Genomic DNA, 25,115 nt, shown 5'->3' on the forward strand with positions numbered 1-25,115 from the left:
TAGATTAAATACTGGATGATAAAATAAATAAATTTGGGGTGGCTTTCTTGGTTAGATATGTTAATTTGAGGATAGTATCTGATGGGAAAGAGATAGAGGGGCTTCAGGAGCGAATGAAACGTATTCTCACTGAAAGGGCTGACAGAGTCGTTGAGGGTGGAGCGGGTTTTCAGGGTGGTGAAGAGAAGGGGAAGGTTTACTGGATCTCGGACCTCAGGATATGGTACATGACCCGTTTCATCAAGGAAAGCAGGTACTGGAACGGTTTTGGGACGGATGAACCTGCTGAGGGTGAAAACAGGACAATAGTCTGTGAGATAAACTTTCCCCCTGAAGGCATAGATCGTAGAATAGGAGCTGCCTTTGCACGTGACCCCCTTGGAAACTACTACGTGGTTCACAGGGGCAAACTTGGCGGTAATTACAGTAAAAAATTTTTTGAGGATAATTATAATGGCGAGTGGACAGAGGTGGCTGATGGTGACAGAGAAAGCAGGGTTGTGGTGATAGGACCCTTGGACGAGACACTCCCCGAGAATATAAGGGAATTTGTATATGAGGTTAAAAGGATGAAAACAGCTGGAACTGTTTTCAGGGTTTTATCAGATAAAGAAGAGATAGCAAGAACTCAGAAAACCCTTGACAAAATACTGAAATCCCGTGCCAGTGAAATCGTGGAGCCATCAATGGTAAAATTCACATGGCCAGATGCAAAGGAGGCATACTGGATTCCTGATCTTAAAATGTGGTATGTATACAGAGACAGGGAGGGAAGCCATAAAAATGCTTTCGGAACAAATAGGCCGGGAAGCTCCGAAAAACCTGTTGTCTGCACACTCAATATACCCAAGGAGGGTATCAACAGGTATGTTAAGGGCGCCTTTGTAACTGACTCTGATGGCAATCACTACCTCATACACCGTGGAGGCATTTCAGGAGTCAGTAAAGAAAAATTTAAGGAAATATTCCATGAACAGTGGATCAGAGTCACCGATGACGAAGGCCATGACGAAGCGGTTCTCATAGGAAAAATTGATGAAAACATCCCTGAGATGATAAAGAATTTCGTAGACAGGTTCATATGGATAAAAAACTGCGGTTGGGGAATCAGCTTCCATGATTTTCTGAAACTCAGGGGCTACCACTTCAAACCTGAACTCATCGAGAACTTCCTCCTCTCACTCAAGGTGAAGCCCTTCGTGATCCTCACAGGTAACTCAGGGACAGGTAAGACGAAGCTCGCCCAGCTCTACGGCCAGTACATTTCAGCCCCTGAGAGGAAGAGGTACCTCATCGTACCCGTGGGCGCCAACTGGACCGAGAAGAGGCACATATTCGGTTACCTCAACATCATGACAGGTAAATACCAGAGCACACCTGCACTGGACTTCATCAGAAAAGCCTCAAAGGACCCCGAGAATCCATACATACTCATACTCGATGAGATGAACCTCTCACACGTGGAACGCTACTTTTCAGACTTCCTCTCAGCCCTCGAGAGTGGTGAACCCGTACCCCTCCATGACGACCCTGACTGTGACTTTCACTCAGAGATAACACTCCCAGAGAACCTCCTGGTTGTCGGTACCGTGAACGTGGATGAGACAACCTACATGTTCTCACCCAAGGTCCTTGACCGTGCCAACACCATAGAATTCGAGACCCTGAACCCCAGGGAATACCTCCTGGAGGAGGGGGAACCCGGGGAACCTGCTGGGGACCTGGAATTTCTGGAGGACCCCCTCAACCATGACGCCAGTGACCCCGGGGACCTGGGTGGCATCCGTGATGAGCTGGTCCGTGAACTCAGCTTCTTCCATGAGAAACTTCAGAGGGCAGGATTTGACTTCGGTTTCAGGGTAACCATGGAGGTACTGGAATTCATGCGCGCCGCATGGGTGTACGAGGGAAAACCCGCAAAATGGGAAAACTGGGAGCGCTACCTGGACGCCCAGATCAAACAGAAGATCCTCCCCAAGATCCACGGCCCGGAGAGGCTCCTGAAGGACACCCTCAATGAGCTGAAGGACCACTGCGAGGGGAGATTCCCTGACTCCCATGATAAACTGGGGGAAATGGTGGAGACACTGAGGATCCAGCGCTACGTATCATTCATAAGGTAGTTGAAGATGGACTCCGAGATTATCATAGAGTTTCAGATGGGCACCCTGAGGATCAGGGGCGGCCCGGCCCCCAGGGAGATACCTGAGAGAACCATCGAGGTTAACGGTTACCCTGTGAGTCTCATAAACGTCCCCGAGGTTGAAAGACCTGGTCTCAACGCAATCGAGTACTGCCCATACTATGATAACCTCTCAGAGATCATGCTGCTTGAGGAGACCCAGTACCATGTGCTCTTTGAGGGTTCAGGTGAATGTGATGTCCTCCCCTCCCTGAAGAGGGATGCTGTATTCCAGGAGCTCATGTTTCAGTTGGAAGAAAAATCAGCGGGTTTCCTCAACTTCAGGAGCTACGCAGGCAAGTCCTTCCTTGATGTCTCCTCCGGCGACCTCCATGAGACGATACCCGTCGAGGTGCGCTCAAAGAAGATAAACTACCATGAACAGTACCCTGCAATGCTCTCAGACCTTTCAGATGAGATAACCTCCCTCATACTGAACTCCGATTCCCCAATATTCCAGAGGTTCACCGTGGATGAACACTCAGCAAGAACACTGTACGAGGACTTCCTCATCCTTGAGCATATCTTCAGGCCTGAGAACCTCCATGCCGATGCAGAGCACATAAATCAGATGTACTCATCTGGCCTCCGGCGGGAGGTTGAACTGGTGCCTGCAGGCCTGGCAGCCACCGTTGACCCTGAGGAGATCATATCCGTGATTTCAACCCCGGGCAGCATTGATGGGGGTATCCCCAGGGTACTCCCCGAGGTGAGACTCCGTGAGACCCCTGACATCCCCGAGAACCGGTTCTACAGGTACTTTCTTGAGTCAGTTGAGGACCTTATCCTGAGGTTACTTGAAACAGCCCCTGAGGGTTACATAAGGGACTCCCTTGAGGGGTTCCTTGATGATGTCAGGGGATTCCTCTCTGCCCGCTGGCTCATGGATGTGGGTGAACTCAGTGTTCTCCCCCTCAACTCACAGGTCCTCCAGAAGAGGGAGGGTTACAGGGATATACTCAGGTACTTCTTCATGCTGGACCTCTCACTCAGGTTCACCTGGGATGAACTTGAGGATGCCATCAGGGGCTTTGAGAGGAAGCTCAGCGAACTCTACGAGTACTGGTGCTACTTCAGGCTCATAGGGATACTCGAGAATATAACCGGGGACTCCGTTAACCCCTGTGATATCTTTGACCTCAATGACTGGGGTGTGAGGCTCAGGAGGGGGATGTCGGTGCTGAGGTTCAGTATGGGGGATTTGGAAATCGCATTATCCTACAATGGTAGATTCACGAGGAATACCCGTTGCAGTTCCTATTCACTGCCCTTCAGACCAGACTATTCACTTCTCGTGGATGTGGGGGAGTGCACCTACTTCATCCACCTCGATGCCAAGTACCGTTCAACCGTTAACCCTGAGGACTTCTATGATATCGACCTCCGGGACGCCGAGGAGGAACTTGAAAGCCGGTACAGGGATGGGGATGTCTACAAGATGCATACCTACAAGGACGCCATACTCCACAGCATGGGGGCCTACATCCTCTACCCTGGCAGCAGAAGGGTGATATTCAATGAGGAAACCGGAGAGGTCCCTTCTGTGGGTGCATTCCCCATGCGACCCGGTGACTCTGCTGCGGATGAGAAGAGACTCCGTGATTTCATTGAGAGGGCCATCAGGAGAATAGCTGAAGAAAAATAAAGAATTAAAATGGATCATCCGAGAAGGTCACTTAGCCTCTCGGCGCTCCTCTTCATCTCTATCCTGATCATTCCCAGGTTCACATCCACGTCGGTTATCACGACGAGGATCCCCTCACCTGCGTCGATCATGAGGGTCTTACCACGTTTACCCTCAATCATGACCTGCTCGAGGGGCTCATGCTTTATCTCCTCGGCCGACCTCTCGGCTGTACCGAAAACCGCTGAGGCCATTGCACCCACGAGTTCCGCGTCGATGTCACCTGAAACCTCACTCTCTATTATGAGACCGTCCTTTCCAACAACCAGGGATCCGTTAACACCGTTCACCCTTCCAAGGTCCTTGAGTATCCTCTCTATCAACTTCAAACCCCCTATTCAAACATCTTCCTCATGCACCTTCTTATTGTACCCTCAGCTGCACGGTCCCCCATGACGGTTTTGAGTTCACCTGTGAGGGCCTGTGCAGCCACAAGGTCCGTGTGTTTAACATCGGCACCCTCGATCCATTTCATGACATCATCGTTGAGCTGGGAGATCTTCCTGAGGGCTGCGTCCAGTTCCTCCTGTTCATCAAGGAGGTGCATTGACTTTGCGCTTTTCACCAGGAGTTCAGGGTTCATGGCCCTGGCCATTCCATCAACACCTGATGTTTCAACGAGGGATGCCATGGTCTGGAGTGTCATGAGTATCTGCTTCTCAACCATCTCCTCAGGGGCCTTTATTATCTGGGTACCCACGTAGTAGTAGTCCAGGACACCTGCAAGTGCCACCGCAGTGACCAGGGAGCCCATATCTGCAACTGCTGATGTCACATCTGCCGGGACCACGTAGGCTGTCTTACCAGTGCTCTCTGCGAGTTCAGCGCACCTTGAGATCTGTTCATCTGTTGCAATGTCAAGTTCCGCTGTGGGCCTTCCGCCTATAACGTAGTGTTCGTGCTGCGGTGTCCCTGGCACAGCCGCAGGGTGCATTGAGGACACACCTATATCTGTTCTGTCCATTTTTAATTCTTTTTCAAGGACATAGTACAGCACCACCGGTGATACCGTGCAGGTGTTGGCTATAACCGCACCCTCTGGTAGCTCAGGAAGTATATCCCTGGCTATCCTTACGGTTCCCTTTCCGAAGGGTGTGAATAGCACCGCAACATCGGCGTCGGCTGCGGCCTCCTTATCGTTATCTGTGACGGTTACACCTGCTTCCTCAACAAGGTTCCAGTGTTCATCTTCCAGTACGTCCCTTACAGGTTCTGCAAGTGTAACCTCGTGTCCGGCCTGTGCGAATTCCATGGCCATTCTGCTTCCGCCGTATGGAGCCTCCCCGCCGTACTTTTCAGGGAGGTTCAGTTCCTCAGTATATAATTTCTGATTACCAGCACCGTAAACTGTCACCTTCATTGTTATCACTCTTTCATGTGAAAGTCTCCAGAAGAAAAAATAGGTTATGAAAACTCACCCTATTAAAGTTTTTCCATGAATGGGTGGATAATATCATGTTATTACTCATTCAGAACATTGATATTCTATTATTACTTATTCGAAACATTAAATGGAGTTTTAATCTGAAAGATTTCATTTTTCACGCGTGAAAGGTTATAAATAATCCATAATATAGAATTAGTATCCAGTTCATGCTTCCTTAAGGGGGTTTCAATGTGAAAGATCTTCAGAAAGGTGTCAGGGTACTTTTTGAGGTTATAATACTTGTTCTCCTTGGACTTGATGGGCTATCACTGCTTGTCAGCACATTCCTTCCCCTTCAGCCCGGGACATTCTCAAGGATAGTCCTCCTGGACCTCCTCACCAGTATCACGGTTGTGACAGCCTACATACTTCGGCCAGGAGTCCGCGACAGGTGGAACATTCCCGTTGTGATGGTGCCCTTCTACTTCATTGGCGTGAACCTCCTGGGGGCGAACCCTGATTCTGTCATACTTGCAGTTCTGAACCTCATAAAGGTTGTGGGGCTTTTCATTGCATTCAGGGACCTTGCGGGGTCTGTGGGGGAGTTCATAAGGACCAGCCGCCTCGGCTATGGTCTGGGACTCTTTGTATCTGTGCTTTTCGTATTCACAATCGTCTTCTACCTGGTTGAAAGTCCTGTGAACCCCCTTGTGAGGACATATGAGGACTCATTATGGTACGTCCTCCAGACCATCACAACGGTGGGCTACGGTGATATAATACCTGTAACAGCCCTTGGCAGGCTGACCGGTGTGATCATAATGATCAGTGCCATTGCATCCACAAGCCTCATAACCGCTTCTGCGACATCCACCCTCCTTGAGACCCTCAGGAAGGAGCAGGAGAGGATAGAATCTGCACGAAGGGATGAGTTCAGGAGGCTCAGTGATAAGCTGGATGAACTCGAGATGAAACTTGAGAGAATAGAGGATATGCTTGAAAAGGCTAACCTAAAAAAGAGATAAATTAACCCTTCACCGCTGTCCCTGTGGCCGTCACAGCAAGAACCTCTCCACCGAGGCCCCTGAGCACCGTGACCTCAACATCGATGTCAACCACTCCAACGGCCCCCATGGCCTCAGCATTCTGCAGCATGCGCTCAACAGCCAGCCTTCGAAGTTCGGTGATTTCATCAGGTTTCCCCACAGCCTCCCCTGCGGCTATACCAAGCATTTCACCTCCGGCATCATAGCCAAGGGGTATGCTTCCGTTTTTTGGCACCAGAAGGTCACCCACACCCTTACCTGCGAGTCCAAGGAGGTATGTTATGATAGCTGCGAGGAGGAAGTTCACTGCTGTGGGGAAGGCCGCCTGGAAGGCCAGCATCAGACCCCCCACCGTGAACACATTCCACTCAATGGGTTCGGCCGGGAAGAACCAGCCGTAGATGTTCACAGCAAAAAAGACCAGGATCGCGCTTACAGCACCGGTACTTGCCCCGTACTTCCTCCCTGCAATGTATGACTCGACGAATCCTGCAAGGAGGGGGGATACTATGTACATGATGTTGAAGCCGAATACCACAAGCTGGAACCTTACAGAGAGGATGGCTGATAAGAGGCCCGCTCCAAGGCCCGCTGCAACCGCAATGACGGCCCACCTGTACCTCCCCACAGAAAACACCCCGGTTCACTCCTCAAGGGACACCGCTGTCCCGGTGGCGGATACGAGGATCGTGTTACCCATTGTACCCCCGAGGTTGTGGTAGTCAATCCTCACCCCTATAACTGCGTCAGCCCCCAGCTTCTCGGCGGCCTCCCTCATGGAGGATAGGGCCAGTTCCCTTGCCCTTGCAAGTTCCCTCTCATAGGCCGATGTCCTGCCACCAACCACGTCCCTCACACCCGAGAAGAGGTCCTTGTATATGTTGGCCCCTATGAGCGCATCCCCGGTCACGATACCATGGTACCTGCCTATCACCTTACCCTCAACGGTATTCGACGTTAACATGAGCATCACCAAAACCCCCTTCTAACCATATCCAGCTCGTAGTCCCAATATGCAAGGTGTCCCTCCATCATCGACACCCACTCAAAATATATCCACAAGGGGATACATAGTTAACTGTATAGATAAAGGGGGGTTTATATGAGGGAATATTTTTTTCTGCTCCTCATCGTTGTGGCCGTTGCTATCTCAGGATGCACCGTCACAACCGAGGGCAACAATACGGTCCCGGACATACCATACAGGACGTACTCTGACAGTGAGATCTCATTCAGGTACCCTGCGAAGTGGACCTCAGAGAACCTGACGGTTGCAAGTCCAAACAGCATCGCAGCGGTCGCTGACCCATCAGGGGTGGATGAGGCAGGTAACCTTGAGACCCTGGTCATCATACAGAGCATTCCGCTGCCATCAGGGAGGACCCTGAAGGACGTCTATGATGAAACCTACCGGGCCTTTTCAGGTGAGCCAGGTTACAGGCTGATCTCCGAGAGAACGCTCACCGTTGACTGTGTAACCGCATATGAAAACATACACACCATCAACGTGGATGGGGTGACGAAACAGGAACGTGCAACCTGGCTTGAGAAGAACGGGAAGATCTACGTCATACTCTGCGGAACAACGCCTGAGAGGTTCGAGTCTGAAAAGAGGAACTTTGACCTTATCACCTACTCCTTCCAGGTGAAGTGATGAGAACCCTCACATCATCTCCTATCACTGCAACAACATCCAAGTGAAGTTATGAGGCTCATCCCCATACTTTTTCTGGTTATCGTATCTTTATCGTGCTGCACAGCAGGCTACAGGGTCTTTGAGAACCATGAGATCATATTCCACTACCCCGCATCCTGGAGGCAGGTCTCCTTCATTCACCCACCATATGAGGTGGAGCGGGGCTACGAGTATGCAATCACCGTTGCAGAGCCCGGCGGAGACCTCAGGACTATGGTCACAGTTGAAAAGCTGAAGGCCGGCTACAGGTTCCCTGTACCGGATAATCTCACCGGAGAAAGGAAGGTCACAGTGAACGGCTACCGTGGGGTTGAGTTCATTTACCCTGAAAATAGGAGCATGGTGAGGGCCACCATAATTGTCACCCCCATTGGGCAGTATGCGGTGATATGCAGGGCAGAGAGGGGTGACTTTGAAATGGAGAAGGAAAACTTCGACCTTGTAACGTACTCATTCAGGGTGAAGCAGTGAAAACCTAAAAGGTCCCATAGAGCCCTGCTACATGTTCACATATGGAGTGGAAGGTGCACCACCTGCAGAAATCGTTCTTCCTTGCAGGGAATTCCTCCCTCCTCACCCTACCCGCAACCTCAATGAGAACCGCTTCAACATCATCCAGCGGCTCTATCTCATGCCACTCCGAATCCTCAAAGGTGTAGGCCAGAAAGCCATCAAAGTCCTCTTCAAGGGCGTGCCTGTAGAGTCCAAGCTGAAGAGAGATATCAGTTGCCTCTATTCCCTCCCCTGTCATTGCCTTGAAGTCAACGAGTTCCAGTCCGCCATTGGAGTTTTCTATGATGAGGTCTGTCTGACCTGTCAGCATGAAACCATCCCTCATTATACTGAAGGGTTTCTCTGCAGAGATTATTCTGGCTGCACAGGACCTTATATCCTCAATGTAGCGTTTAAGTTTGGATTTGAAGGCATCAAATGCCTCCCTGCTTAAATTCAGATCCCTGAGGGTTTCTGATGCCAGTTCATGTATGTAGCCATCGGTTATGGCCTCACCCCTCATGAGGCGCCTGTTTATCCTCCTGAGGCACTCATGGACCGCCATACCATAGAGCTGGTTCCTGGTTGACGGGACATCGAAGCCGTACTCATAGAGCATCATGTACCTGAATGGGCACGTGAGGTAGGTGTTGAGTTCTGTGAAGCTCATCCTGAAGGTCTCCATGGATTCAATATCCTCCACCTCACAGGTGTTCTTTATGACCTCTATCCGGGCATATTCAGGGTCTATCCTCCCCAGTTTATCGCTTGTTATCCTTGAAGCTGATATGAGGTCCTTTATGAATGGAGAATACCCCATCCTTCCCCGGTGGTTCTCTGTCGCAGAGATTATAAGTATGTCCCTGGCCCTTGTCATACCCACATAGAAGAGTCTCCTCTCCTCAAGGAAATCCTTCCTTTCTGTGCCCTTTCTGAGTTCTTTCGGGATGAACAGGTCCTCCTGATCTTCCCTGTTCCTGCGCAATTTATCATCGGAGGCTTCCTTATGATTCCCCCCATTCCTGGGCAATTTACCATTGAACACTGAGCAGATTATGACAGCAGGAAACTCAAGGCCCTTTGCCCTGTGCATGGTCATGACATTGACCGAGTATGGGTTGTCAAGGAGGATCTGGTCGTACTTCTTAACGCTTCCTGTCATCGCCATCCTCACAAACTCCATGAGGCCCTCAACGGTGGGCTCTGATGACACCCTCTCATAGTCCTTGATTATTGAACTGAACCTTGCAAGGTTGTAGAGTTTCTCCCTTGACTCATCATCACCCATCTCAAGGAGCCTGTGGGGGTACCTGCTGATCTCAAGGATCTCATAGTACCTCTCAAGGACGCCGAGTTCACTGTCTATGAGTCTGTTGAGGGCTACGAGTTTTTCGATGTCATCCTGATGGGTGAATCCAGCTTCCCTGAATTCTTCATGGGTTCTGAATGATCTGAGGTCCTCTTCATCCATATTCCTGATTATCTCAATACTTTCACCCGTTATATCCATGAAGTCGCTCTCGAAATGCTCGGTATTTTCAGGGCTCAGTTTCTTGATTATCCTCCTCCTTATACTCCTTGTGTGGTGGAGGAGCTGTATGATGTAGAGTATCTCCTCCCTGTCAAAGAATCCGCCCTCGCCGTAAACGTTGAAGGGCATTCCCTCCCTTCTGAGTTCATTCATTATCTCGCCTGCATCGTGTTTGACACTCCTGAAGAGGAGTGTCACGTATCCCTGATGGGGAACCACATTGTGATCAACAAGGGCCCTTATTATGCTGACTATGTTGCGTGGCTCGTCCTGGTGGGTGGGGTTGTCAAGGATGAAGACCCTGTTTTTTGAGTTCCTCACGGGTTTTATGGTCTTTGGGTAGTCCCTGTACCCCTCCATGAACCTCTGGGTGATGTCCACTATGCTGGGTACTGAGCGGAAGTTCCTCTCAAGCATCACAACCTCTGCATCGTACTTGTCCTCGAAGCCCAGGAAGTTCTCTGGCGTGGATCCCCTGAAGCCGTAGATGCTCTGGTCCTCATCCCCAACTGCGAATATGTTTTTTCCATCACCTGCAAGGAGCTCCAGGAACCTCTCCTGTATGGGGTTGGTGTCCTGGTACTCGTCAACCATGAGGAACCTGTACCTTGTCCTGAGGTCCTCGAGGACCTCCTCATCACTTTCAAGAAGTTTTACGACCTGCCACTGCATCCCTGAGAAGTCCAGGACCCTCTTTTCCTCCATGAGTTTGAGGTATTTACCATATGCCTTTGCAGCGACGATTTCCATTCTTTTTGAACCATGGGAGCGGTGGTATTCCAGCAGGGCCTCCGGTTCAATCATGTTCTCCTGGCATTCACTGAAAAAGGTCTGGATTTTAAGAAATCGTTCCCGGGGTGTGTGCCTCAATCCAAGTTCTTCCCTGTGGTCGTAGATGAACATGAGCTGTTTTTCCTCATCCAGGACATGGAAGTGGGAACCCAGGGGGTGGTGGTCAGGGTACATGCGGAGTATGCGGTTGCAGAATGAGTGTATGGTGGATATCTGCATCTCCTCTGCCCTTGAACCCACACGCCCCAGTATCCTCTCCTTCAGCTCATCGGCAGCCTTCTTTGTGAAGGTTATCACCACGAGGCTTCCTGGATCAACCCCCCTTTTCTCTATGAGATGGGCCACCCTCTCAACTATGATCCTGGTCTTCCCGGCCCCTGGCCCTGCAACAACCAGCATGGGGCCGGTGAAGTGTTCCACAGCCCTGCGCTGTTCATCTGTGAGCTGGATCTCCCCTCCCATTCACTGCACCACCTGGATGTTATTTCTATGCTATCCCTTTACTTTTATAGTTTTTCTGTTGAATAAGAGCGTATTACAAATTTACTTTAATTAATTAAAAAAATTAGGTGTTTAATTTTCAGGAAAAATCTAATCAATAAAGAGATGTGAAAAATGCGTGTAAAAAACACATTGCAGTGATGCTATTTCTGGTGCCGTTTGCACTAAGAGCACTTTATTAGCGACTAATAGTACATATTGTGAAAACAGAGGCATAATCCAATTTTAAAGATGTTAAAGATTACTTTAAGTCATATAATCTCGCAGCATCAAGTAAAAGCAAATCATGGTCCACAGAAACCTGCTCTACTCCATATATTGCATGGTTTAAATCCGGGCACTCCTCAAAGCAGGTTAACCTGGGATTGCCAGCAGCTGTGGTGTGGCATCCCCCTTTTATTTTTTAGAAAATCAGAAAAATTTAGTTATACTTTTTAATCCCATGGTTTAATAAATAAACTCTTTTCATCAACTTAACCGCAACCTTTATATTCAATAAAATACATATACATTGTTACATATATGATTGTTTTATTCAGTATATTTGTGTATATGGAGGCTCAGTGACCTCCCTCTCTCTTTTAGAGGTGGTATGTTGGACATATTTGAAGGCATAAAATATAATGAGGCTGCAGAGAGAATCCTTAAATCAGGATACACTGGCCTTGAGGGGTGGGAGGAGTTTCTGAAATGCCATCCCTCCCTCTTGGACACCCCGATGGGGCGTAAAACCGCCGAGGATATCCGGATAAAATACTTCACCGACTGGACGTCCCACATACGGTTACGGGACATTATCCTCTTTGAGGCCTTCCAGGAGACCCGTGAAGACCCGGGAGAACATGATACAGAGGAGCTGAAGATGGAGATGAAATCCAGATACCCCCACTTCTTTGACCTCACAGATAAACCCTTTGAGATTAGGAAGGTTGTGGAGGCAACGCTGAACGACCTCGAAGACCCCCAGAGCGGCTGGATGAAGACCTCACTGAAGAAACTGCTGGAGTCAAGCCTGGGGGTTACAGGCAACCTGAGGTCAAGTCCATCGGCGGTATCCCACGGTATTCTATCCATCATATCAGGGTACCTTGAGGGGGCAGAGGATAAGAGGGGGTTCATCCTGGGACTCTTCAACTGGGAGTACGATATCTTCACACCCGCGGTGATAATGGATGATGAGAGGGATGTGGATGCCCTTGAATACCAGGAGACCCTGAGCTCATTCATATCAAACGCCAGGAAATGCCTTAAACTTTCAAGATCCCTTGTTAAAATCCTTGATACCACCTCACCACAGTTTCAGGTGCTTGCAGAGCTCTTCAGGGTTGCCATGTGCCTAACACCTGAATCGACACTTGCATGGCTCCAGAGGGTCTGTGAAACATACGATGTACCTGTTGAGGACCTGAGGGCCGCCCTCAGGGATAACAGCTGATATACCCTCAGAATACCTTTAATTTTTTTATTAAATGCTTACAGGCTCTCAGAGAAGAAATCCAGAATCACGGCGCGTCCCTCTGAAAACTTCAAATCTTTCAGAATACCGGGTTTTAAATTCAATTCTTTCATTAAACAGCTATTTCACTCATATTTGGATAAAATATTTTCAATTATTCAGTAAAAATATTTATATTCAATAATTTACATATACATTACTAGAGTCGGAGTGAATTATCTGGCTGTTAACATTGAGAGGTGATGTTTTGAATGAGATAGTTAAGAGCTGGCTGGAAAACCTGGAGTTCCTCAAACCCCAGGTTTCAGGGCAGATGGAGGTCATCCCGGTAAGGGCACCTGAGGGGAACCAGAACTACCTTACACTGAGAGAGGCAATGGGCAATGACCTCATAAGTATAGGTGAGGTTGACGAATATGGCTCAGTACCAAAGGTACTTGCAGTTAACCGGGCTAATGAACCCGTACTCATAATTGACGGGGAGGAACTGGAGGGTGCCAAACAGAACCGTGTGGCCAACGTCACCGTTCTGGTGCCTGAGAAGTCAGAGACCCTGATACCCGTAAGCTGCGTGGAGCAGGGCAGATGGTCCTACACCTCAAAGGAGTTCAGGGACCCTGAAAGGGTCGCTGCACTCAACGTAAGGGTTACCAAGACAAGGACCGTGACAGAGAACCTTGAGAACATTGGCAGAAGCGCTGAAATAGATGATACACCTGCAGATGAGCATGTCATCCGTGACACCTTTGGGGATAACCGGGAGGTCAACATCAGGAACCAGGAAGAGTTACTGACGGCGTACTGCTCACGCCAGAGCAGCGTATGGGATGAGGTTAACAGGCTTCACAGGAGGACCGGCTCAACCTCAAAAACAGGTGCAATGGCAGATGCCTACAGAAAGAAGAGAAAGACACTGGAGGAATTCAAAAAACCATTCAAACCAGTGAAAGAGCAGAACGGAGTGCTTGTTGCAATTAACGGTAGAATTGCAGGATTTGAACTTGTATCAAGAAGTTCATCCTACAGGAAACTCCATGATAAGATCATAAAGAGTTATGCAATTGAGGCCATGCTCCATGATGAGGTAAAATACGACCCTGTGGACCCTGAAGGCTTCATTGAGAGGATTATGAGCGCAGAGGAACACCGTTACCCCTCCCCAGGCTACGGGATAGACCACAGGTACACTGCCGAGGGTCTTGTGGGCTCAGCCCTGACACATGCAGGTGAGGTCATACACTCGGTGTTCTTCAACCTCCAGGAGGAGAGCAGGAGTATTAGAGGCTACAGGGAGAGGGCTGAGACCATGAGGAGGAACAATCACCAAATTTAACTCCAATAACCCTTTTTTATTCTCAGTGGGAAAAATCCCTGCCCAATAATCTAAAACCCCATCAAATTCTTTTATTATCACTAAACGGCTAAAAAATCCCTCAAGAATAACCGGAAAACCCCCATCAACTTCTTTATTATCAGCAGAATCATTTAACCGGACATCTGAATAACCATATTTAAAATTTGTTTTAAAATAATTAAAGTTAATTTTAAATATTGCCTCCCTTAAAGTAAACCTGAATAAAATTAAAGGGAGGTGAAAATATTAAAAGATTCATCACAGTAATGGCGGTGATACTCGCAGTTGCACTGACGGGCACAGCCAGCGCAGCGGAGGTTTCAGGACACATAAAGGAGATCTACAATGAAACATCAGGAGGATACACCACACTCCAGGACGCGCTGCCAGTGAAGAATGCCACCATCACCGTGATATACAATGGTTCGGTTATCAATGAAACACGAACAGCAGCAGACGGATCCTACAGGGTCACATTCAATGACACATTCCCAGTTGAGGTGAGGATAAGCTACCACACCTACCGTCCGGTGACATACACCGTAACCTCAAGCCGAACACTGAACCACACATTCATGCCGGATATAGCCATCATAAGCTCGGTCCCTGAGAAGGGACGCATACTGAAATCAATGGGTAACAGGAGGATAATCTACCATGACATGTGGGACCCATCCTCGGCGGCCAGTGACTGGATCATGGAATACGTGAACTTCGCCTACCTGGACATGGCAATGCCAGGGACAGGCTGGGGCGACTCCTGGTATCCATACCTCCTGAGGAGTCCCGCGAACCAGAGGAACATGATAGCAGCTGCCTTCGGTTACCCCACAGACACAGACAGCGACCCCTACGGTGGAACAGGCCTGAACCTCCTCGGTGGAACACCGGGAAATGACACGCCCGACACAGTGGAGAATACCTACATTGCAAGTTACTACGCCCTTGCATCAGGAGGGGCAGCCAGGGAGAACCTGGAGAACATGATAAAGTACATCCAGTACCTCCTCGGTGAGACCACCTTCAACCCTGTTGAGAACAATCAGGGGCCGGTTATGGCAGCCCCTGACTGGGGACTCTACCACCCTGACCTTGGAGTCATGAGTGTGGTTGCAGAAAGATCCAGAATAAAGGCCTGGATAGAAAGCAACCCTGGTCTCATACCACCATATGACAGCCTCAGATGGATAGACCAGAACTTCTCAGCATGGGCGGAAGACCAGAGGGCAGATATCTACAGACAGTTCGAGAACTGGTACACTGCAAACAAAAACATGACAGGACCATTCATCGTCGTTGTAAGCTACAGTCCATCACCAACCGTGGACGCGATAATACGCCAGGCAGAGAAACAGGGAAGGGCCATATTCAACCTGTACCAGGGGGCCACAAACCCTGCTGTGAGTTCACTCCTTGAGGAACTGGCCCTTGGTGTTAACGGTAAGGGACCCCTCACAAGGAGGATAGACGCCGTGATATCCCTCTACTCCTGGTCACTCAACTACGCCAACCTGCCATCAGGTGGGGCGCTTGCAGAGTTTGAGAGGATAAACATCCCTGTGATCAAGGGGGTGCAGCTCTACAGCAACTCAAGCCTCACAAACCCGCTGGGTGCCCAGTACGAATGGACATGGCAGGTCACGATACCCGGGTTCGAGGGTGTCTTCTCACCCATCGTTGTGTCCTACACCGACGCATCATGGAACGAAGTTGTGGTACAGCCCGGCGTTGAGAAGATCGTCAAACTGGCCGATGGATGGGCAAGGCTCAGGGAACTCAGTAATTCAGATAAGAAAATCGCGGTGATACTCTACAGTTACCCGCCGGGTAAGGATGGGTTCACGGCATCATACCTGGACGTCTTCAGGAGCCTCCACGACCTCCTGGTGAAGCTCAACGAGACAGGCTACAGGGTTGAAAGGATACCCGACGTGGAGGAGCTCTACAGGATAGTCTCAGAGTTTGGTAACAAGGGGACCTGGGCACAGCCACTCCTTGAAAGGTACGTGAGTGAGCACAGGGCAGAACTGCAGGCCAGCGGACAGCTCCTTGATGTGCAGAAATACCTGGAATGGTTCAGCAAACTCCCTGAAAAACTCAGGTCAGAGGTCCTATCAAAATGGGGTGCCGCACCAGGCAACATAATGACGGTGAACGGCAGCATCGTGATACCAGGTATAATGCTGGGGAACATCTTCGTGACGGTCCAGCCGGCACGTGGATGGGACGAGGTCACAGACTACCACAACCCATACCTGCCGCCACACCACCAGTACATAGCCTTCTACAGGTGGCTGGAGAACGTCTTCAGGGCAAATGCAATGATACACCTTGGAACCCACGGGACACTGGAGTTCCTCCCTGGAAGGATGATAGGGCTCATGGAGGATGACTGGCCATTCCAGCTCACAGGGATACCCAACATCTACCCCTACATAGTCTCAAATCCAGGGGAAGGTATGGTTGCAAAGGACCGGAGCGGGGCACTCATAATCGACCACATGACCCCTGCAATGGTCGAGAGCGGACTGTACGGTAAACTCATTGAGATACATGACCTCATCCACCAGTACGAGAACGCCCTGAAGGTTGGTAACAGCCAGATACTCCCGGCCATTGAGTCCCAGATCAGATCCAGAGCCTCAGAGATGGACTTCAACATGTCAGGAAACTTCACAGATGCCCTGGAGAGGCTTCACCTCAGTCTCCATGAGATAGAATCAGACATAATCCCCCTGGGACTTCACAGCCTGGGAAGGGTGCTTGAGGGTGAGGAGCTGGTTGAGGAGGTTCTCACCATAGCATCATCAAGGTCAGAGTTCCTGGAGAACATCAGAAAAACCCTTTACCCCTCAAAGCCAGTCTACACTGAAATGCTTAAGGACCCCCTGAGATACAGTGACGAGATAGCCTCGGTTAAGAACCTTGCACGAACCTGGATCAGGAACATCATAAACGGCACTGCCCCTGCAGGTATAAACGGCACCGACCTTGAATTCATCAATGAGACAATCAGAAAGATACGTGGAAACACCGAATGGCAGAGCCTGCTTTCAGCCCTTGGAGGGGGCTTTGTGAGGCCAGGCCTTGCAGGTGACCCTGCATGGTGTGATGTGCTTCCAACAGGCGCCAACTTCTACGCCACCAACCCCAAGAAGATGCCAACAAGGGCCGCCTGGGAGACCGCAAAGAAAATCACAGACACCCTCCTTGCAGAGTACTACATGAAGCACGGAAAATTCCCTGAGCTCATCGGAATGGTGATGTGGGGTACCGAGCTTCTGAGGACCGATGGGGTTGCCATTGCAGAGTTCATGTACCTCCTTGGGGTTAAGCCCCAGTGGAACACCAACGGTGACGTCAAACCTGAACCTGTCCTCATGGACGCATCAGAACTCATGATCACAGTGAACGGCGTTGAGATACCAAGGCCACGCATCGACGTATTTGTAACTGCTGTCACAGGTAACCAGCTCTGGATAGACCTCATGAACGCAGCTGTTAAGATGGCTGCAGAGGCAAATGACACCGAAAACTATGTTAAGAGGCACTACAGTGAATGCGGCTCACTGGACCGTGTCTTCGGACTCAGGGGCCTTGTGCTTGAGGGTACAGGGGTATCAGATATGACACCCGCAACCTCAAGGTGGAATACCAGCGCTGAACTTGCAGACGTCTACCTCTCAAGGGTCTCCTATGCCTGGAGGTCAACCCCCGGGGGAGTGGATATACAGCAGAACAGGGGCACCTTCCAGTACCTCCTGGGTAAGGTGAACCTTGTTACACAGAACCTTGACAGCACCTGGAGGCTCATTGACACAGACGACTACTATGACTGGTTCGGTGGAATGGTCCTTGCATCACGCCACCTCGGCGGCAACCCTGACACAGCACTGGTGGATATACGTAACAGAAACACGGTCACAGTTAGGACGGTTGCAGAGGAGATTGAACTTGAGGTGAGATCCCAGCTACTCAACCCGCGCTACATGGACTCACTCCTCAGCTCACCAAGCGGCTGGCTGGAATATGCCTCAAGGTACAAGAATGTGTTCGGTGTGGCCGTCACAACCGGTGCTGTGAGCAATGAATTATGGAAGCAGCTTGCAGTGAACCTCCTGAGTGACAGGTTCAGGGCATCAAGGGACTATGAGGCTGTTGCAACCCAGTCAATGATTGCCTGGGTACTTGAGGCTGCAAGGCGGAACATCTGGAATGCAGATAAGGCTGTCCTGCGGGACCTTGCAAACCGCTACATTGAACTTGCCGGGCAGTATGGTGTGGTGTGCTGCCACCATACCTGTGCAAACATAGTCTTCAATAACTGGGTTGTTAAGGTCTCCTCAGTCAACCAGGCGTCCCTCAAAAGGTTTGCCTCTGCCCTTGCAGCTGCAACAGGCGCATCAGTCAATGTACCGCAGGAAGGAGGTTCAGGGAATCCAGGCCATTCAGGTTCAGACAGTAATGGTGAAAGTGCCGGGATGACAGGACAGAAACCCTCAGGTTCATCAGGTGAATCATGCAGTGGATCATCCGGTTCAGCGGCTGAAAGTCAGAGTTCAGCTACCAATGGTGAAACAGAAAAGGGTGCTGAATCAGGTAAAGCCTATGAGGTTTCAGCATCAACCCAGAGCGGATCATCAGAAACCCAGGTGCCACTTTACGCACTTCTCGGTGTTGTGGCCCTTGTGTTCCTGGTGGGATTCGGTTACTGGAGGGGCAGATAACCCTATTTTATTTTTTTTATTGAATGAAAACTAGATACACCCCATCTGATTCTCAAATTCAACCATGGCCCTTCTAAAAGAAAACTAGATACATCCCGTCTGATTCTCAAGTTCAACAATGACCCTTCTGAGGAGCTCTGAGTCGAGATTCCATTTATCCCCCTGAAGCTCAATGAGGCCCCGGAGTTCAAGTTCCTCAAGTTCGCTGCTACTGGCAGGTATTTCATCCCCTCCAAGGGGGCCCTCCTTTAAAAGACTCAATATATTCTTTTCCCTCAGGGTTAGGCTGTTAAGTTCAGCGATCCATGGGAAGGCTATCTGCTGAAACTTTGCCTTGAAATTCTCCTCAAGGAGCGCGGGACCATATATGATTCCATCGGATAGTACATTCAGAAAGCTGTCAATGAATAGAGGCATGCCCTCTGTGATCTTGTGGATGTATTCTATTCCTGCCCGAACAGCCCTGAAACCAGGTGCCCTGCACCTTATGTACCTTTCTGTGTCTCTTTCTGTGAGGGGTGGCACATCAACAACAGCCGCCCTGGGTAGTTCCTCCTGAATATCCCTTATAAGTCTTCTGCTGTACCTCGCTGCCACAGCACACCTCATGCAGTGCATCTGTGACATCTTCCATGCATCTGTGAAGGTAGATTTTTCAGGGGGCATGCTGTCAAGGAGCAGATTCCACTCCACGGTTCTTGCAAGAACAGTTATCCTCCTGAAGTCAGGTATGCCCTCATGGGTCCTTCTGATATCGGTGCACCTCATATCAATGAAGGTTGTTCTTGCGGGGTTTTCCTCCTGGATTCTCCTGAGAATAGCAGTTTTACCGGAGCCCATCTTACCCGTCACAACCACAAAGCCGGGGTCATTGAGGGCTTCATTAATCCTTCTTATCTCCTTTTCTCTTCCAAAAAAATCGTTTGTCTTGTTTAAAGAGATTATGGGCATTGAGGACACTTTAATTCCTTATAGGTTAAGATGTGTCCATGAAAATGATTTAAAGCACTGCAAGTTCGCCTGCAGAGGTTATCTCAAGTTTTTCACGGTCTATGAACCCCATGTCACGGAGTTCCCTTATGTGGTTGTATGTCATCCCCCTGCTTATACCTATCTTGACTGCAAGGTTCTTAACCGATGTTTCACCGGCCTTGAGTTCCTCAAGGACCTGTTTCTTGGTCTTGGAGATCCCGAAGCTCAGTATTGGGAGGTCTATGAGTTCACTGTCCTCCTCGGTCACGTACACTATGCGCTGGACATCATGGTTCCTGGCATAGCAGCCGAAGAGTGCGCCGAGTGCCTGGGTCTTCCTGCCACCGCTTATGTTAACCACCACGCGCCTTCCGTTGGCCCTTTCCTCATCTATGATCTCAACCATGTCCTTTGCAATGGTGACAACATCATAAAGGCTTGTCTCAAAGGTCGTTATCTCAACGAAGTTGCCCAGGGTGTCTCTGAGGACCTGTTCGACCTGTTCCTTCTCCCTTGGCGCCTTGTCCTCCTTGAGCAGTACAACCTTCTTTGGTGAGAACTGTGTTATGCAGAACATCACCGGCTCAATGGAGTATATTGTGGATATCAGCGTTGTATCCATTATTATCACGTCCCTTAAGTTTTCCTATCCCAAAGATTTGTTCAGGGAAAACAATTCATTAAATATGGTGTTATCTTATTCTGATCATTCTATATATATTTTCCTCTATACAGATTGACATTCAGAAATGACTCCTTTTTTATTCTCAATCATGGGATATCTTGTAAGGTGTCAGTTAAAAGAGGGATATACCCCATTACATTATACCGAATTTGCTCATACCATTCAGATGATGGGTGCTTTATGATGATTGCGCCATCATATGTCATGAGGTATAATGAAGTTAATGGGTGAATGCAGAAAATTCATGATGAAAAATTGTACCACAATTCTTAAAAAATTTATTAATGTAAATGAAAAAAGTAAACATTTAAATATAATAACATGCTTACTGAATAGTTGGCTGAATTGCCATTATTAGAGATGGTGTTGTCCATATGAAGCTAAAGTACTTGTGTCACAGAAAACCAGAGAGAACATTTTCAGTAAGAGGTCACTATTTTCCTGTATGTTCAAGGTGTACAGGCATATACACAGGTGCATTTGCATACTTCCTATACGCATACCTCACAGTGATTGAATATGACATCACTCTGATAATAGCGGCGTTACTTATGATGGTGCCAACATTTCTAGACGGATTCACACAGCTGCTTGGTTACAGGGAAAGCAACAATCTGCTGCGATTTTCAACCGGTCTTGCAGCCGGTGTGGGAATGGGTATACTCACAAAGGCACTGAAATACTTCATACTCCATCTCTGAACAATTCTGGATCAAAAAAGAGGTTGATAAAATGAGCTGGTGGGATGAACAGAGTTCAGCAACCAGGGCAGGTGTTATCATTGGAGCACTGTGTCTTGGTTTTATACTTGTTGTTGCAATAGGCGGGATGATGTCGCCAGACAACACCGCTACTGAAGCTCCCAGTGCAGAAAAATCAAACACACAGGCCCAATCTGAAATCAGGGTTGAGGATATTGAAGTCGTCTCAGAGGGCTATGGAAGTTACTCTGTGAAGGGAAAGATAACGCCACTCAAGGACTTCTCCTACCTTGAGATGCATCTTAAGTGGTATGACTCAGAGGGAAACCTGCTTTACGACAATCCACTCGCATGGAACATCAATGATGCGAAAGCAGGTCAGCCAGTTAAATTCAGCACCATGGACATCATTGACTCAGGAACCCCCATGAAGGTTGAACTGCTGATATTCACTGATCTGGCGGCTGACGATGACTCGGCCATATACAGAACAACCCTGAATGTCTGATGGAGGTGAATTGTAATGAGTGATGCTTTAGAAACATCAAGGACACTTGAACTTGTCCTCGGGATAATTGGGGTAATCTTCGGTTTGCTTGGAGGTCTTTTTGCCATTGTACTTTCGGTTTTCGGCTCTGAACTCCTCTATCTGGGTATCAGTGCAATACTGGCCTCCATTGTGGGGATCATAGGATCAGTATACGTGAGGAACAACCCCAGAAGGGGCGGTGTGATCCTAATAGTCAGTGCTATCTGGCTTCTTATAAGCATATCTGCCTATGCAATCCCTGGAACAGTTTTCCTTGGTATCGCAGGTATTCTCGGGCTGATAAGATAGCCCCCATTTTATTTTTTTAACTGGAGGTGTGCATTTGAAAAGGTGCTCAAACTGTGGATCAGAAAACAGGAGAAATGCTGTCTTCTGTTCCAGCTGCGGGTTTAAACTTAACTCAGGGGGGAGTAACAGCTGGTGGAAAAAGCAGAGCCAGACATCAAAGGTCCTAATAGCGATTACAATCCCATTTATCCTGATTATTGCCATTGCGATTTCAGCAACCGTATTTAGCGATTACGGTACTGAATCCAGTTATGATGGTGTCGATGCAACTGGAGGGTCATCGTTAACAGAATCATACCTCAATAAGTTCAAGGGCAATGGAATCTCATTCAGTTACCCCAAGACATGGACTATTTACACACCAGAAGATAGGAGTTCAGATGCCGTCGTTGATCTTAAATCTTATGATATGGGTATAAACTCCATCATGACCGTCTATAAAAAACCCTACACCCTTGATGCTGAAGCACTAAGGGACATCTGGCTTGAGGTATGTTATGAAAAAGGGGACACCGTGGAATATGTGAAGGAAATCAAGGTTGATGGCAACCGGGCATATGCCATAAAATCATTTTATTATTCAAATGGATGCGGAGAGCATGAGTACATTGTATTCACAGACGGCACATATGAATACTCCCTCCTTTTCACATCTGATGACATCTCACTTATACAGGATGATATAGACACAATTATAAGGAGTTTCAGGGTTGAGTGATATGGATTCCGACAGGATGATTCCGGTTATTGCAGCGGTTATGGTGGCTCTTCTGTTGACAGCCGGTGCACTGCAGCTACTCAGGGGTAGCAGTGTTGCAGACGATAAAGGTGAAGCGGCAACAGTTGAAAAAACCTCAGACGGATACCAGCTGAACCTTCAGGCTGTCCTTGAACTTGCAGAGATGGACTCAGGTAACGGTACAGTAGAATACAGGGGATTCAACTTCACAGGTCCCCAGTTACTGTACATCTTTGCAAGGGGGGTTGTGATGCTGGAACTCAATGAGACAGGAAAGATCCATGTGGGTGAATACAGTGGCCCTGAGGACCCCTATGGATTCATGGATACCGTTACCCTTACAAGGAGCGAATACACCGATATGGCGGAGCGCACATACACATGGATGGACGCCAATGGCAGAAGCCCCAACCATGTTGGTATCTATGTTGAGGGATCCCCCGACATAACCCCATCCCTTGCAAGGAAGATCTTCAGACAGGTTCTGGTTGAATACAGGAGGACAGGGACTCTACCTGAAGTGGTGAGTGCCTAATACCCTTTTCTTTTTATAGAAAACTAATAACCATTGTTGAATAAACAAACTTTTATCCTCAAACTATCAAATGGGAAAATAGTGTACTAATGGAAGTTCAGTATGCAGAGAAAATTGATCCTATCACTCATAATCACAGGAGCCCTAATCACGGTTTACCTGCTGAACCCCTCCCTCCACAGCACAGATAGGAACGAAGCTGTGGTTCTCGGCTCTGATAAGATGGGCACAGTTGAGAAACTTGGACCCTACGGGAACAGGGACTCAGAGGTGAAAATAGCCTACATAACAGGAGTCCACCCCCTTGAGAGGGACTCCCACAGGGCATTGCTGCAGGCCCTTGAGGAGAACCAGGATAAACTGAGGTACACGTACTTCGTATACCGGGTCAACGTTACATTTAAGCCGGAGGACTATGAAAAGGGGAGGATGGCAGGACAGCTCCTTGCACGAAGATACGTGGTTCCCGATGTATCCCGGGACAACTACAGCCTCGCAGTTGATGTGCACTCCAACAGGGGCAACTATGGTATGAGAAGGTTCGTTTTCACGCCACTCCCCCATGAGCAAAGCAGGATGATAGCCCTGAAACTTGCATCCAGGATCAGCTGGCTATCCTACTACTTCCCTGAGTCACAGACAAGCCCCGCCTACGTAACGGAACCCATAATTCAGGGGGGAACACCCGCCATACTGTATGAGAACTACATGTACCAGGACTACTCAAGAACCCTGGAACATGCCAGGGAGTTTGTAATAACCCTTGACTCCACTGACATCCCCTCATAAATCTGACAGAGACCATCCACAATCAGTGCCAGAGAAACCCTGAAAAAACGGGAGATCAGCATGAATGGATGACAGAACCGAGAAATTAATATACTCTTTTTTACATATATTACACTGTGGTTCTGATGATACACTACAGAATGGATCAACCAGATAGGGTGAGGTGCAGTGTCTGCGGTGGAGTTGCAGATGAGGTTGAGGAGACATACCCTGAATCAGGAAATTTCATCCTGGTGATCTACAGGTGCCGCGACTGCGGCCATCTCGAGAAACGACAGTACGGTAAACCCGTGAAGATTATTGATTGAGGTGATCTTGTGGTTGATGTATGCGCTGCGAATGGATATGATGTGATATCAGAAAAACTGAAGACCCTCCTTGGACTTGAAAAGTCCCCGGTGGCTATAAAACTCGTTCTGAGGGAGGATGACCTTCCTGAGGGCGTTGAAAAAATAGAGAAACCTGCAAGGCACTGTGAAATGGTCCAGATGGCCGCTGCAGGAAAATCCTTCTATGCAACTGCAGAGGCCCAGGCATGCAAGGGTGGTGCAGATGCCCTTGGAATAGATGAGGCACCAGAGAAGGTCAAAACAGGGGAGTTCTACTACAACCTTGGCCGCTTTGCAAGCTTTGCATCCGCCAAGAGAACCTTTGATGAGATACCATCCGTTGACCTCAGGTTCTACGCCGCAGTATACGCGCCCCTTGAGGATGCAACCTTTGACCCTGACGTCATAGTCATCATCTGCAACCCTGCCCAGGCAATGAAGATCTCACAGGCCCTCGTCTACACCCTGGGTGGCCGCGTTGAGGCAGACTTCTCAGGTATACAGTCACTCTGTGCAGACGCAGTTGCAGGCCCCTACATGAGGAAGAGGCCAAACATAACCATGGGGTGCAGCGGTTCAAGGCAGTACGCCGGTGTAAGGGATGATGAACTCATCGTGGGGCTCAACGGTGAGAACATAGGTTGTGTTGTCAACGCTCTTGAGGCAATAAGCCAGTAGGATCAATCCATAAAACCGTGGG

The 25,115-nt window shown here is 48.9% G+C and carries 23 protein-coding genes; 16 read left to right on the plus strand and 7 right to left on the minus strand.

The features are described 5' to 3' along the window. The first annotated feature begins 47 nt into the window (after positions 1-47). The gene (locus OXN82_RS03395; protein ID WP_321211954.1) at positions 48-2,123 is read left to right on the plus strand and encodes an McrB family protein; all 2,076 of its coding nucleotides are present in this window, start codon (positions 48-50) and stop codon (positions 2,121-2,123) included. A gap of 6 nt (positions 2,124-2,129) precedes the next feature. Beyond that, complete coding sequence (locus tag OXN82_RS03400; RefSeq protein WP_321211955.1) at positions 2,130-3,827, plus strand: DUF2357 domain-containing protein; 1,698 nt, start codon at positions 2,130-2,132, stop codon at positions 3,825-3,827. Positions 3,828-3,841: 14 nt separating this feature from the next. Here OXN82_RS03400 and OXN82_RS03405 read toward each other — a convergent pair whose 3' ends face one another. Together OXN82_RS03405 and OXN82_RS03410 are read right to left on the minus strand one after the other, a co-directional pair. Beyond that, positions 3,842-4,189: a roadblock/LC7 domain-containing protein gene (locus OXN82_RS03405; protein ID WP_013295713.1), complete on the minus strand. Its 348-nt coding sequence runs from the start codon at positions 4,187-4,189 to the stop codon at positions 3,842-3,844. An 11-nt stretch (positions 4,190-4,200) separates the two neighbouring features. Beyond that, the gene (locus OXN82_RS03410; RefSeq protein ID WP_147671923.1) at positions 4,201-5,226 is read right to left on the minus strand and encodes a H(2)-dependent methylenetetrahydromethanopterin dehydrogenase-related protein; all 1,026 of its coding nucleotides are present in this window, start codon (positions 5,224-5,226) and stop codon (positions 4,201-4,203) included. 257 nt (positions 5,227-5,483) lie between these two features. Here OXN82_RS03410 and OXN82_RS03415 point away from each other — a divergent pair, with 257 nt between their 5' ends. After that, on the plus strand, positions 5,484-6,257 hold the full coding sequence (locus tag OXN82_RS03415) for an ion channel (RefSeq protein ID WP_147671922.1): 774 nt from the start codon (positions 5,484-5,486) through the stop codon (positions 6,255-6,257). 1 nt (position 6,258) lies between these two features. Here the strand turns inward: OXN82_RS03415 and OXN82_RS03420 are convergent, their stop codons facing one another. Both OXN82_RS03420 and OXN82_RS03425 read right to left on the minus strand, forming a co-directional pair. Further along, positions 6,259-6,906: a heavy metal-binding domain-containing protein gene (locus OXN82_RS03420; RefSeq protein WP_147671921.1), complete on the minus strand. Its 648-nt coding sequence runs from the start codon at positions 6,904-6,906 to the stop codon at positions 6,259-6,261. 15 nt (positions 6,907-6,921) lie between these two features. Continuing rightward, a complete protein-coding gene (locus OXN82_RS03425; RefSeq protein ID WP_147671920.1) occupies positions 6,922-7,248 on the minus strand; it encodes a YbjQ family protein in 327 nt (108 codons plus the stop codon). Positions 7,249-7,380: 132 nt separating this feature from the next. On the opposite strand from OXN82_RS03425, the gene OXN82_RS03430 reads away from it, so the two are divergent. Beyond that, entirely contained in the window at positions 7,381-7,932 is a 552-nt protein-coding gene (locus OXN82_RS03430; RefSeq protein ID WP_160323076.1) for a PsbP-related protein, read from the plus strand. A gap of 51 nt (positions 7,933-7,983) precedes the next feature. Continuing rightward, positions 7,984-8,445, plus strand: coding sequence for a hypothetical protein (locus OXN82_RS03435; RefSeq protein ID WP_160323077.1), 462 nt, complete (start codon positions 7,984-7,986; stop codon positions 8,443-8,445). Positions 8,446-8,449: 4 nt separating this feature from the next. On the opposite strand, the gene OXN82_RS03440 is transcribed toward OXN82_RS03435, so the two are convergent. Continuing rightward, positions 8,450-11,251, minus strand: a complete 2,802-nt coding sequence (locus tag OXN82_RS03440) for an ATP-dependent helicase (RefSeq protein ID WP_160323078.1) — start codon at positions 11,249-11,251, stop codon at positions 8,450-8,452. A 634-nt stretch (positions 11,252-11,885) separates the two neighbouring features. Between OXN82_RS03440 and OXN82_RS03445 the strand changes: the two genes are divergently transcribed. From OXN82_RS03445 to OXN82_RS03455, 3 genes are all read left to right on the plus strand, one after another. Next, a complete protein-coding gene (locus tag OXN82_RS03445) occupies positions 11,886-12,725 on the plus strand; it encodes a hypothetical protein (RefSeq protein WP_147671916.1) in 840 nt (279 codons plus the stop codon). A 268-nt stretch (positions 12,726-12,993) separates the two neighbouring features. Next, positions 12,994-14,079 carry an ARPP-1 family domain-containing protein gene (locus tag OXN82_RS03450; RefSeq protein ID WP_147671915.1) on the plus strand — a complete coding sequence of 362 codons (1,086 nt, stop codon included), beginning with the start codon at positions 12,994-12,996 and terminating at the stop codon, positions 14,077-14,079. Positions 14,080-14,366: 287 nt separating this feature from the next. Further along, positions 14,367-18,827 (plus strand): cobaltochelatase subunit CobN, encoded by a 4,461-nt coding sequence (locus OXN82_RS03455; protein ID WP_321211956.1) that lies wholly within the window; start codon positions 14,367-14,369, stop codon positions 18,825-18,827. 84 nt (positions 18,828-18,911) lie between these two features. Here OXN82_RS03455 and OXN82_RS03460 read toward each other — a convergent pair whose 3' ends face one another. Then, complete coding sequence (locus OXN82_RS03460; protein ID WP_321211957.1) at positions 18,912-19,778, minus strand: ATP-binding protein; 867 nt, start codon at positions 19,776-19,778, stop codon at positions 18,912-18,914. Positions 19,779-19,827: 49 nt separating this feature from the next. Then, positions 19,828-20,421 (minus strand): CRISPR-associated transcriptional regulator Csa3, encoded by a 594-nt coding sequence (locus tag OXN82_RS03465; protein WP_013295725.1) that lies wholly within the window; start codon positions 20,419-20,421, stop codon positions 19,828-19,830. 437 nt (positions 20,422-20,858) lie between these two features. On the opposite strand from OXN82_RS03465, the gene OXN82_RS03470 reads away from it, so the two are divergent. The 8 genes from OXN82_RS03470 to OXN82_RS03505 all read left to right on the plus strand — a co-directional run bounded on the left by OXN82_RS03470 (position 20,859) and on the right by OXN82_RS03505 (position 25,093). Further along, positions 20,859-21,185 (plus strand): DUF2085 domain-containing protein, encoded by a 327-nt coding sequence (locus OXN82_RS03470; protein ID WP_147671913.1) that lies wholly within the window; start codon positions 20,859-20,861, stop codon positions 21,183-21,185. 31 nt (positions 21,186-21,216) lie between these two features. After that, the gene (locus tag OXN82_RS03475; RefSeq protein ID WP_321211958.1) at positions 21,217-21,693 is read left to right on the plus strand and encodes a hypothetical protein; all 477 of its coding nucleotides are present in this window, start codon (positions 21,217-21,219) and stop codon (positions 21,691-21,693) included. A gap of 15 nt (positions 21,694-21,708) precedes the next feature. Then, the gene (locus tag OXN82_RS03480) at positions 21,709-22,023 is read left to right on the plus strand and encodes a DUF4064 domain-containing protein (RefSeq protein WP_321211959.1); all 315 of its coding nucleotides are present in this window, start codon (positions 21,709-21,711) and stop codon (positions 22,021-22,023) included. Between the two features lie 34 nt (positions 22,024-22,057). Then, complete coding sequence (locus OXN82_RS03485; protein WP_321211960.1) at positions 22,058-22,741, plus strand: PsbP-related protein; 684 nt, start codon at positions 22,058-22,060, stop codon at positions 22,739-22,741. Position 22,742: 1 nt separating this feature from the next. Next, on the plus strand, positions 22,743-23,297 hold the full coding sequence (locus tag OXN82_RS03490; protein WP_321211961.1) for a pseudomurein-binding repeat-containing protein: 555 nt from the start codon (positions 22,743-22,745) through the stop codon (positions 23,295-23,297). Between the two features lie 102 nt (positions 23,298-23,399). Then, positions 23,400-24,086 (plus strand): hypothetical protein, encoded by a 687-nt coding sequence (locus tag OXN82_RS03495; RefSeq protein WP_321211962.1) that lies wholly within the window; start codon positions 23,400-23,402, stop codon positions 24,084-24,086. Positions 24,087-24,211: 125 nt separating this feature from the next. Then, positions 24,212-24,394, plus strand: a complete 183-nt coding sequence (locus OXN82_RS03500; protein WP_300478357.1) for a hypothetical protein — start codon at positions 24,212-24,214, stop codon at positions 24,392-24,394. 9 nt (positions 24,395-24,403) lie between these two features. After that, positions 24,404-25,093 carry a DUF169 domain-containing protein gene (locus OXN82_RS03505; RefSeq protein WP_321211963.1) on the plus strand — a complete coding sequence of 230 codons (690 nt, stop codon included), beginning with the start codon at positions 24,404-24,406 and terminating at the stop codon, positions 25,091-25,093. Positions 25,094-25,115 lie beyond the last annotated feature (22 nt).

The organism is Methanothermobacter sp. DP (assembly GCF_026692625.1).
Lineage (GTDB): Archaea > Methanobacteriota > Methanobacteria > Methanobacteriales > Methanothermobacteraceae > Methanothermobacter > Methanothermobacter marburgensis.

Coding starts and splice junctions, on each gene's coding strand:
- OXN82_RS03400 (WP_321211955.1), top strand. CDS start 2,130: ATGGACTCCGAGATTATCATAGAGTTTCAGATGGGCACCCTGAGGATC.
- OXN82_RS03410 (WP_147671923.1), bottom strand. CDS start 5,226: ATGAAGGTGACAGTTTACGGTGCTGGTAATCAGAAATTATATACTGAG.
- OXN82_RS03425 (WP_147671920.1), bottom strand. CDS start 7,248: ATGCTCATGTTAACGTCGAATACCGTTGAGGGTAAGGTGATAGGCAGG.
- OXN82_RS03430 (WP_160323076.1), top strand. CDS start 7,381: ATGAGGGAATATTTTTTTCTGCTCCTCATCGTTGTGGCCGTTGCTATC.
- OXN82_RS03435 (WP_160323077.1), top strand. CDS start 7,984: ATGAGGCTCATCCCCATACTTTTTCTGGTTATCGTATCTTTATCGTGC.
- OXN82_RS03440 (WP_160323078.1), bottom strand. CDS start 11,251: ATGGGAGGGGAGATCCAGCTCACAGATGAACAGCGCAGGGCTGTGGAA.
- OXN82_RS03455 (WP_321211956.1), top strand. CDS start 14,367: ATGGCGGTGATACTCGCAGTTGCACTGACGGGCACAGCCAGCGCAGCG.
- OXN82_RS03460 (WP_321211957.1), bottom strand. CDS start 19,778: ATGCCCATAATCTCTTTAAACAAGACAAACGATTTTTTTGGAAGAGAA.
- OXN82_RS03465 (WP_013295725.1), bottom strand. CDS start 20,421: ATGGATACAACGCTGATATCCACAATATACTCCATTGAGCCGGTGATG.
- OXN82_RS03470 (WP_147671913.1), top strand. CDS start 20,859: ATGAAGCTAAAGTACTTGTGTCACAGAAAACCAGAGAGAACATTTTCA.
- OXN82_RS03475 (WP_321211958.1), top strand. CDS start 21,217: ATGAGCTGGTGGGATGAACAGAGTTCAGCAACCAGGGCAGGTGTTATC.
- OXN82_RS03480 (WP_321211959.1), top strand. CDS start 21,709: ATGAGTGATGCTTTAGAAACATCAAGGACACTTGAACTTGTCCTCGGG.
- OXN82_RS03490 (WP_321211961.1), top strand. CDS start 22,743: ATGGATTCCGACAGGATGATTCCGGTTATTGCAGCGGTTATGGTGGCT.
- OXN82_RS03495 (WP_321211962.1), top strand. CDS start 23,400: ATGCAGAGAAAATTGATCCTATCACTCATAATCACAGGAGCCCTAATC.
- OXN82_RS03500 (WP_300478357.1), top strand. CDS start 24,212: ATGATACACTACAGAATGGATCAACCAGATAGGGTGAGGTGCAGTGTC.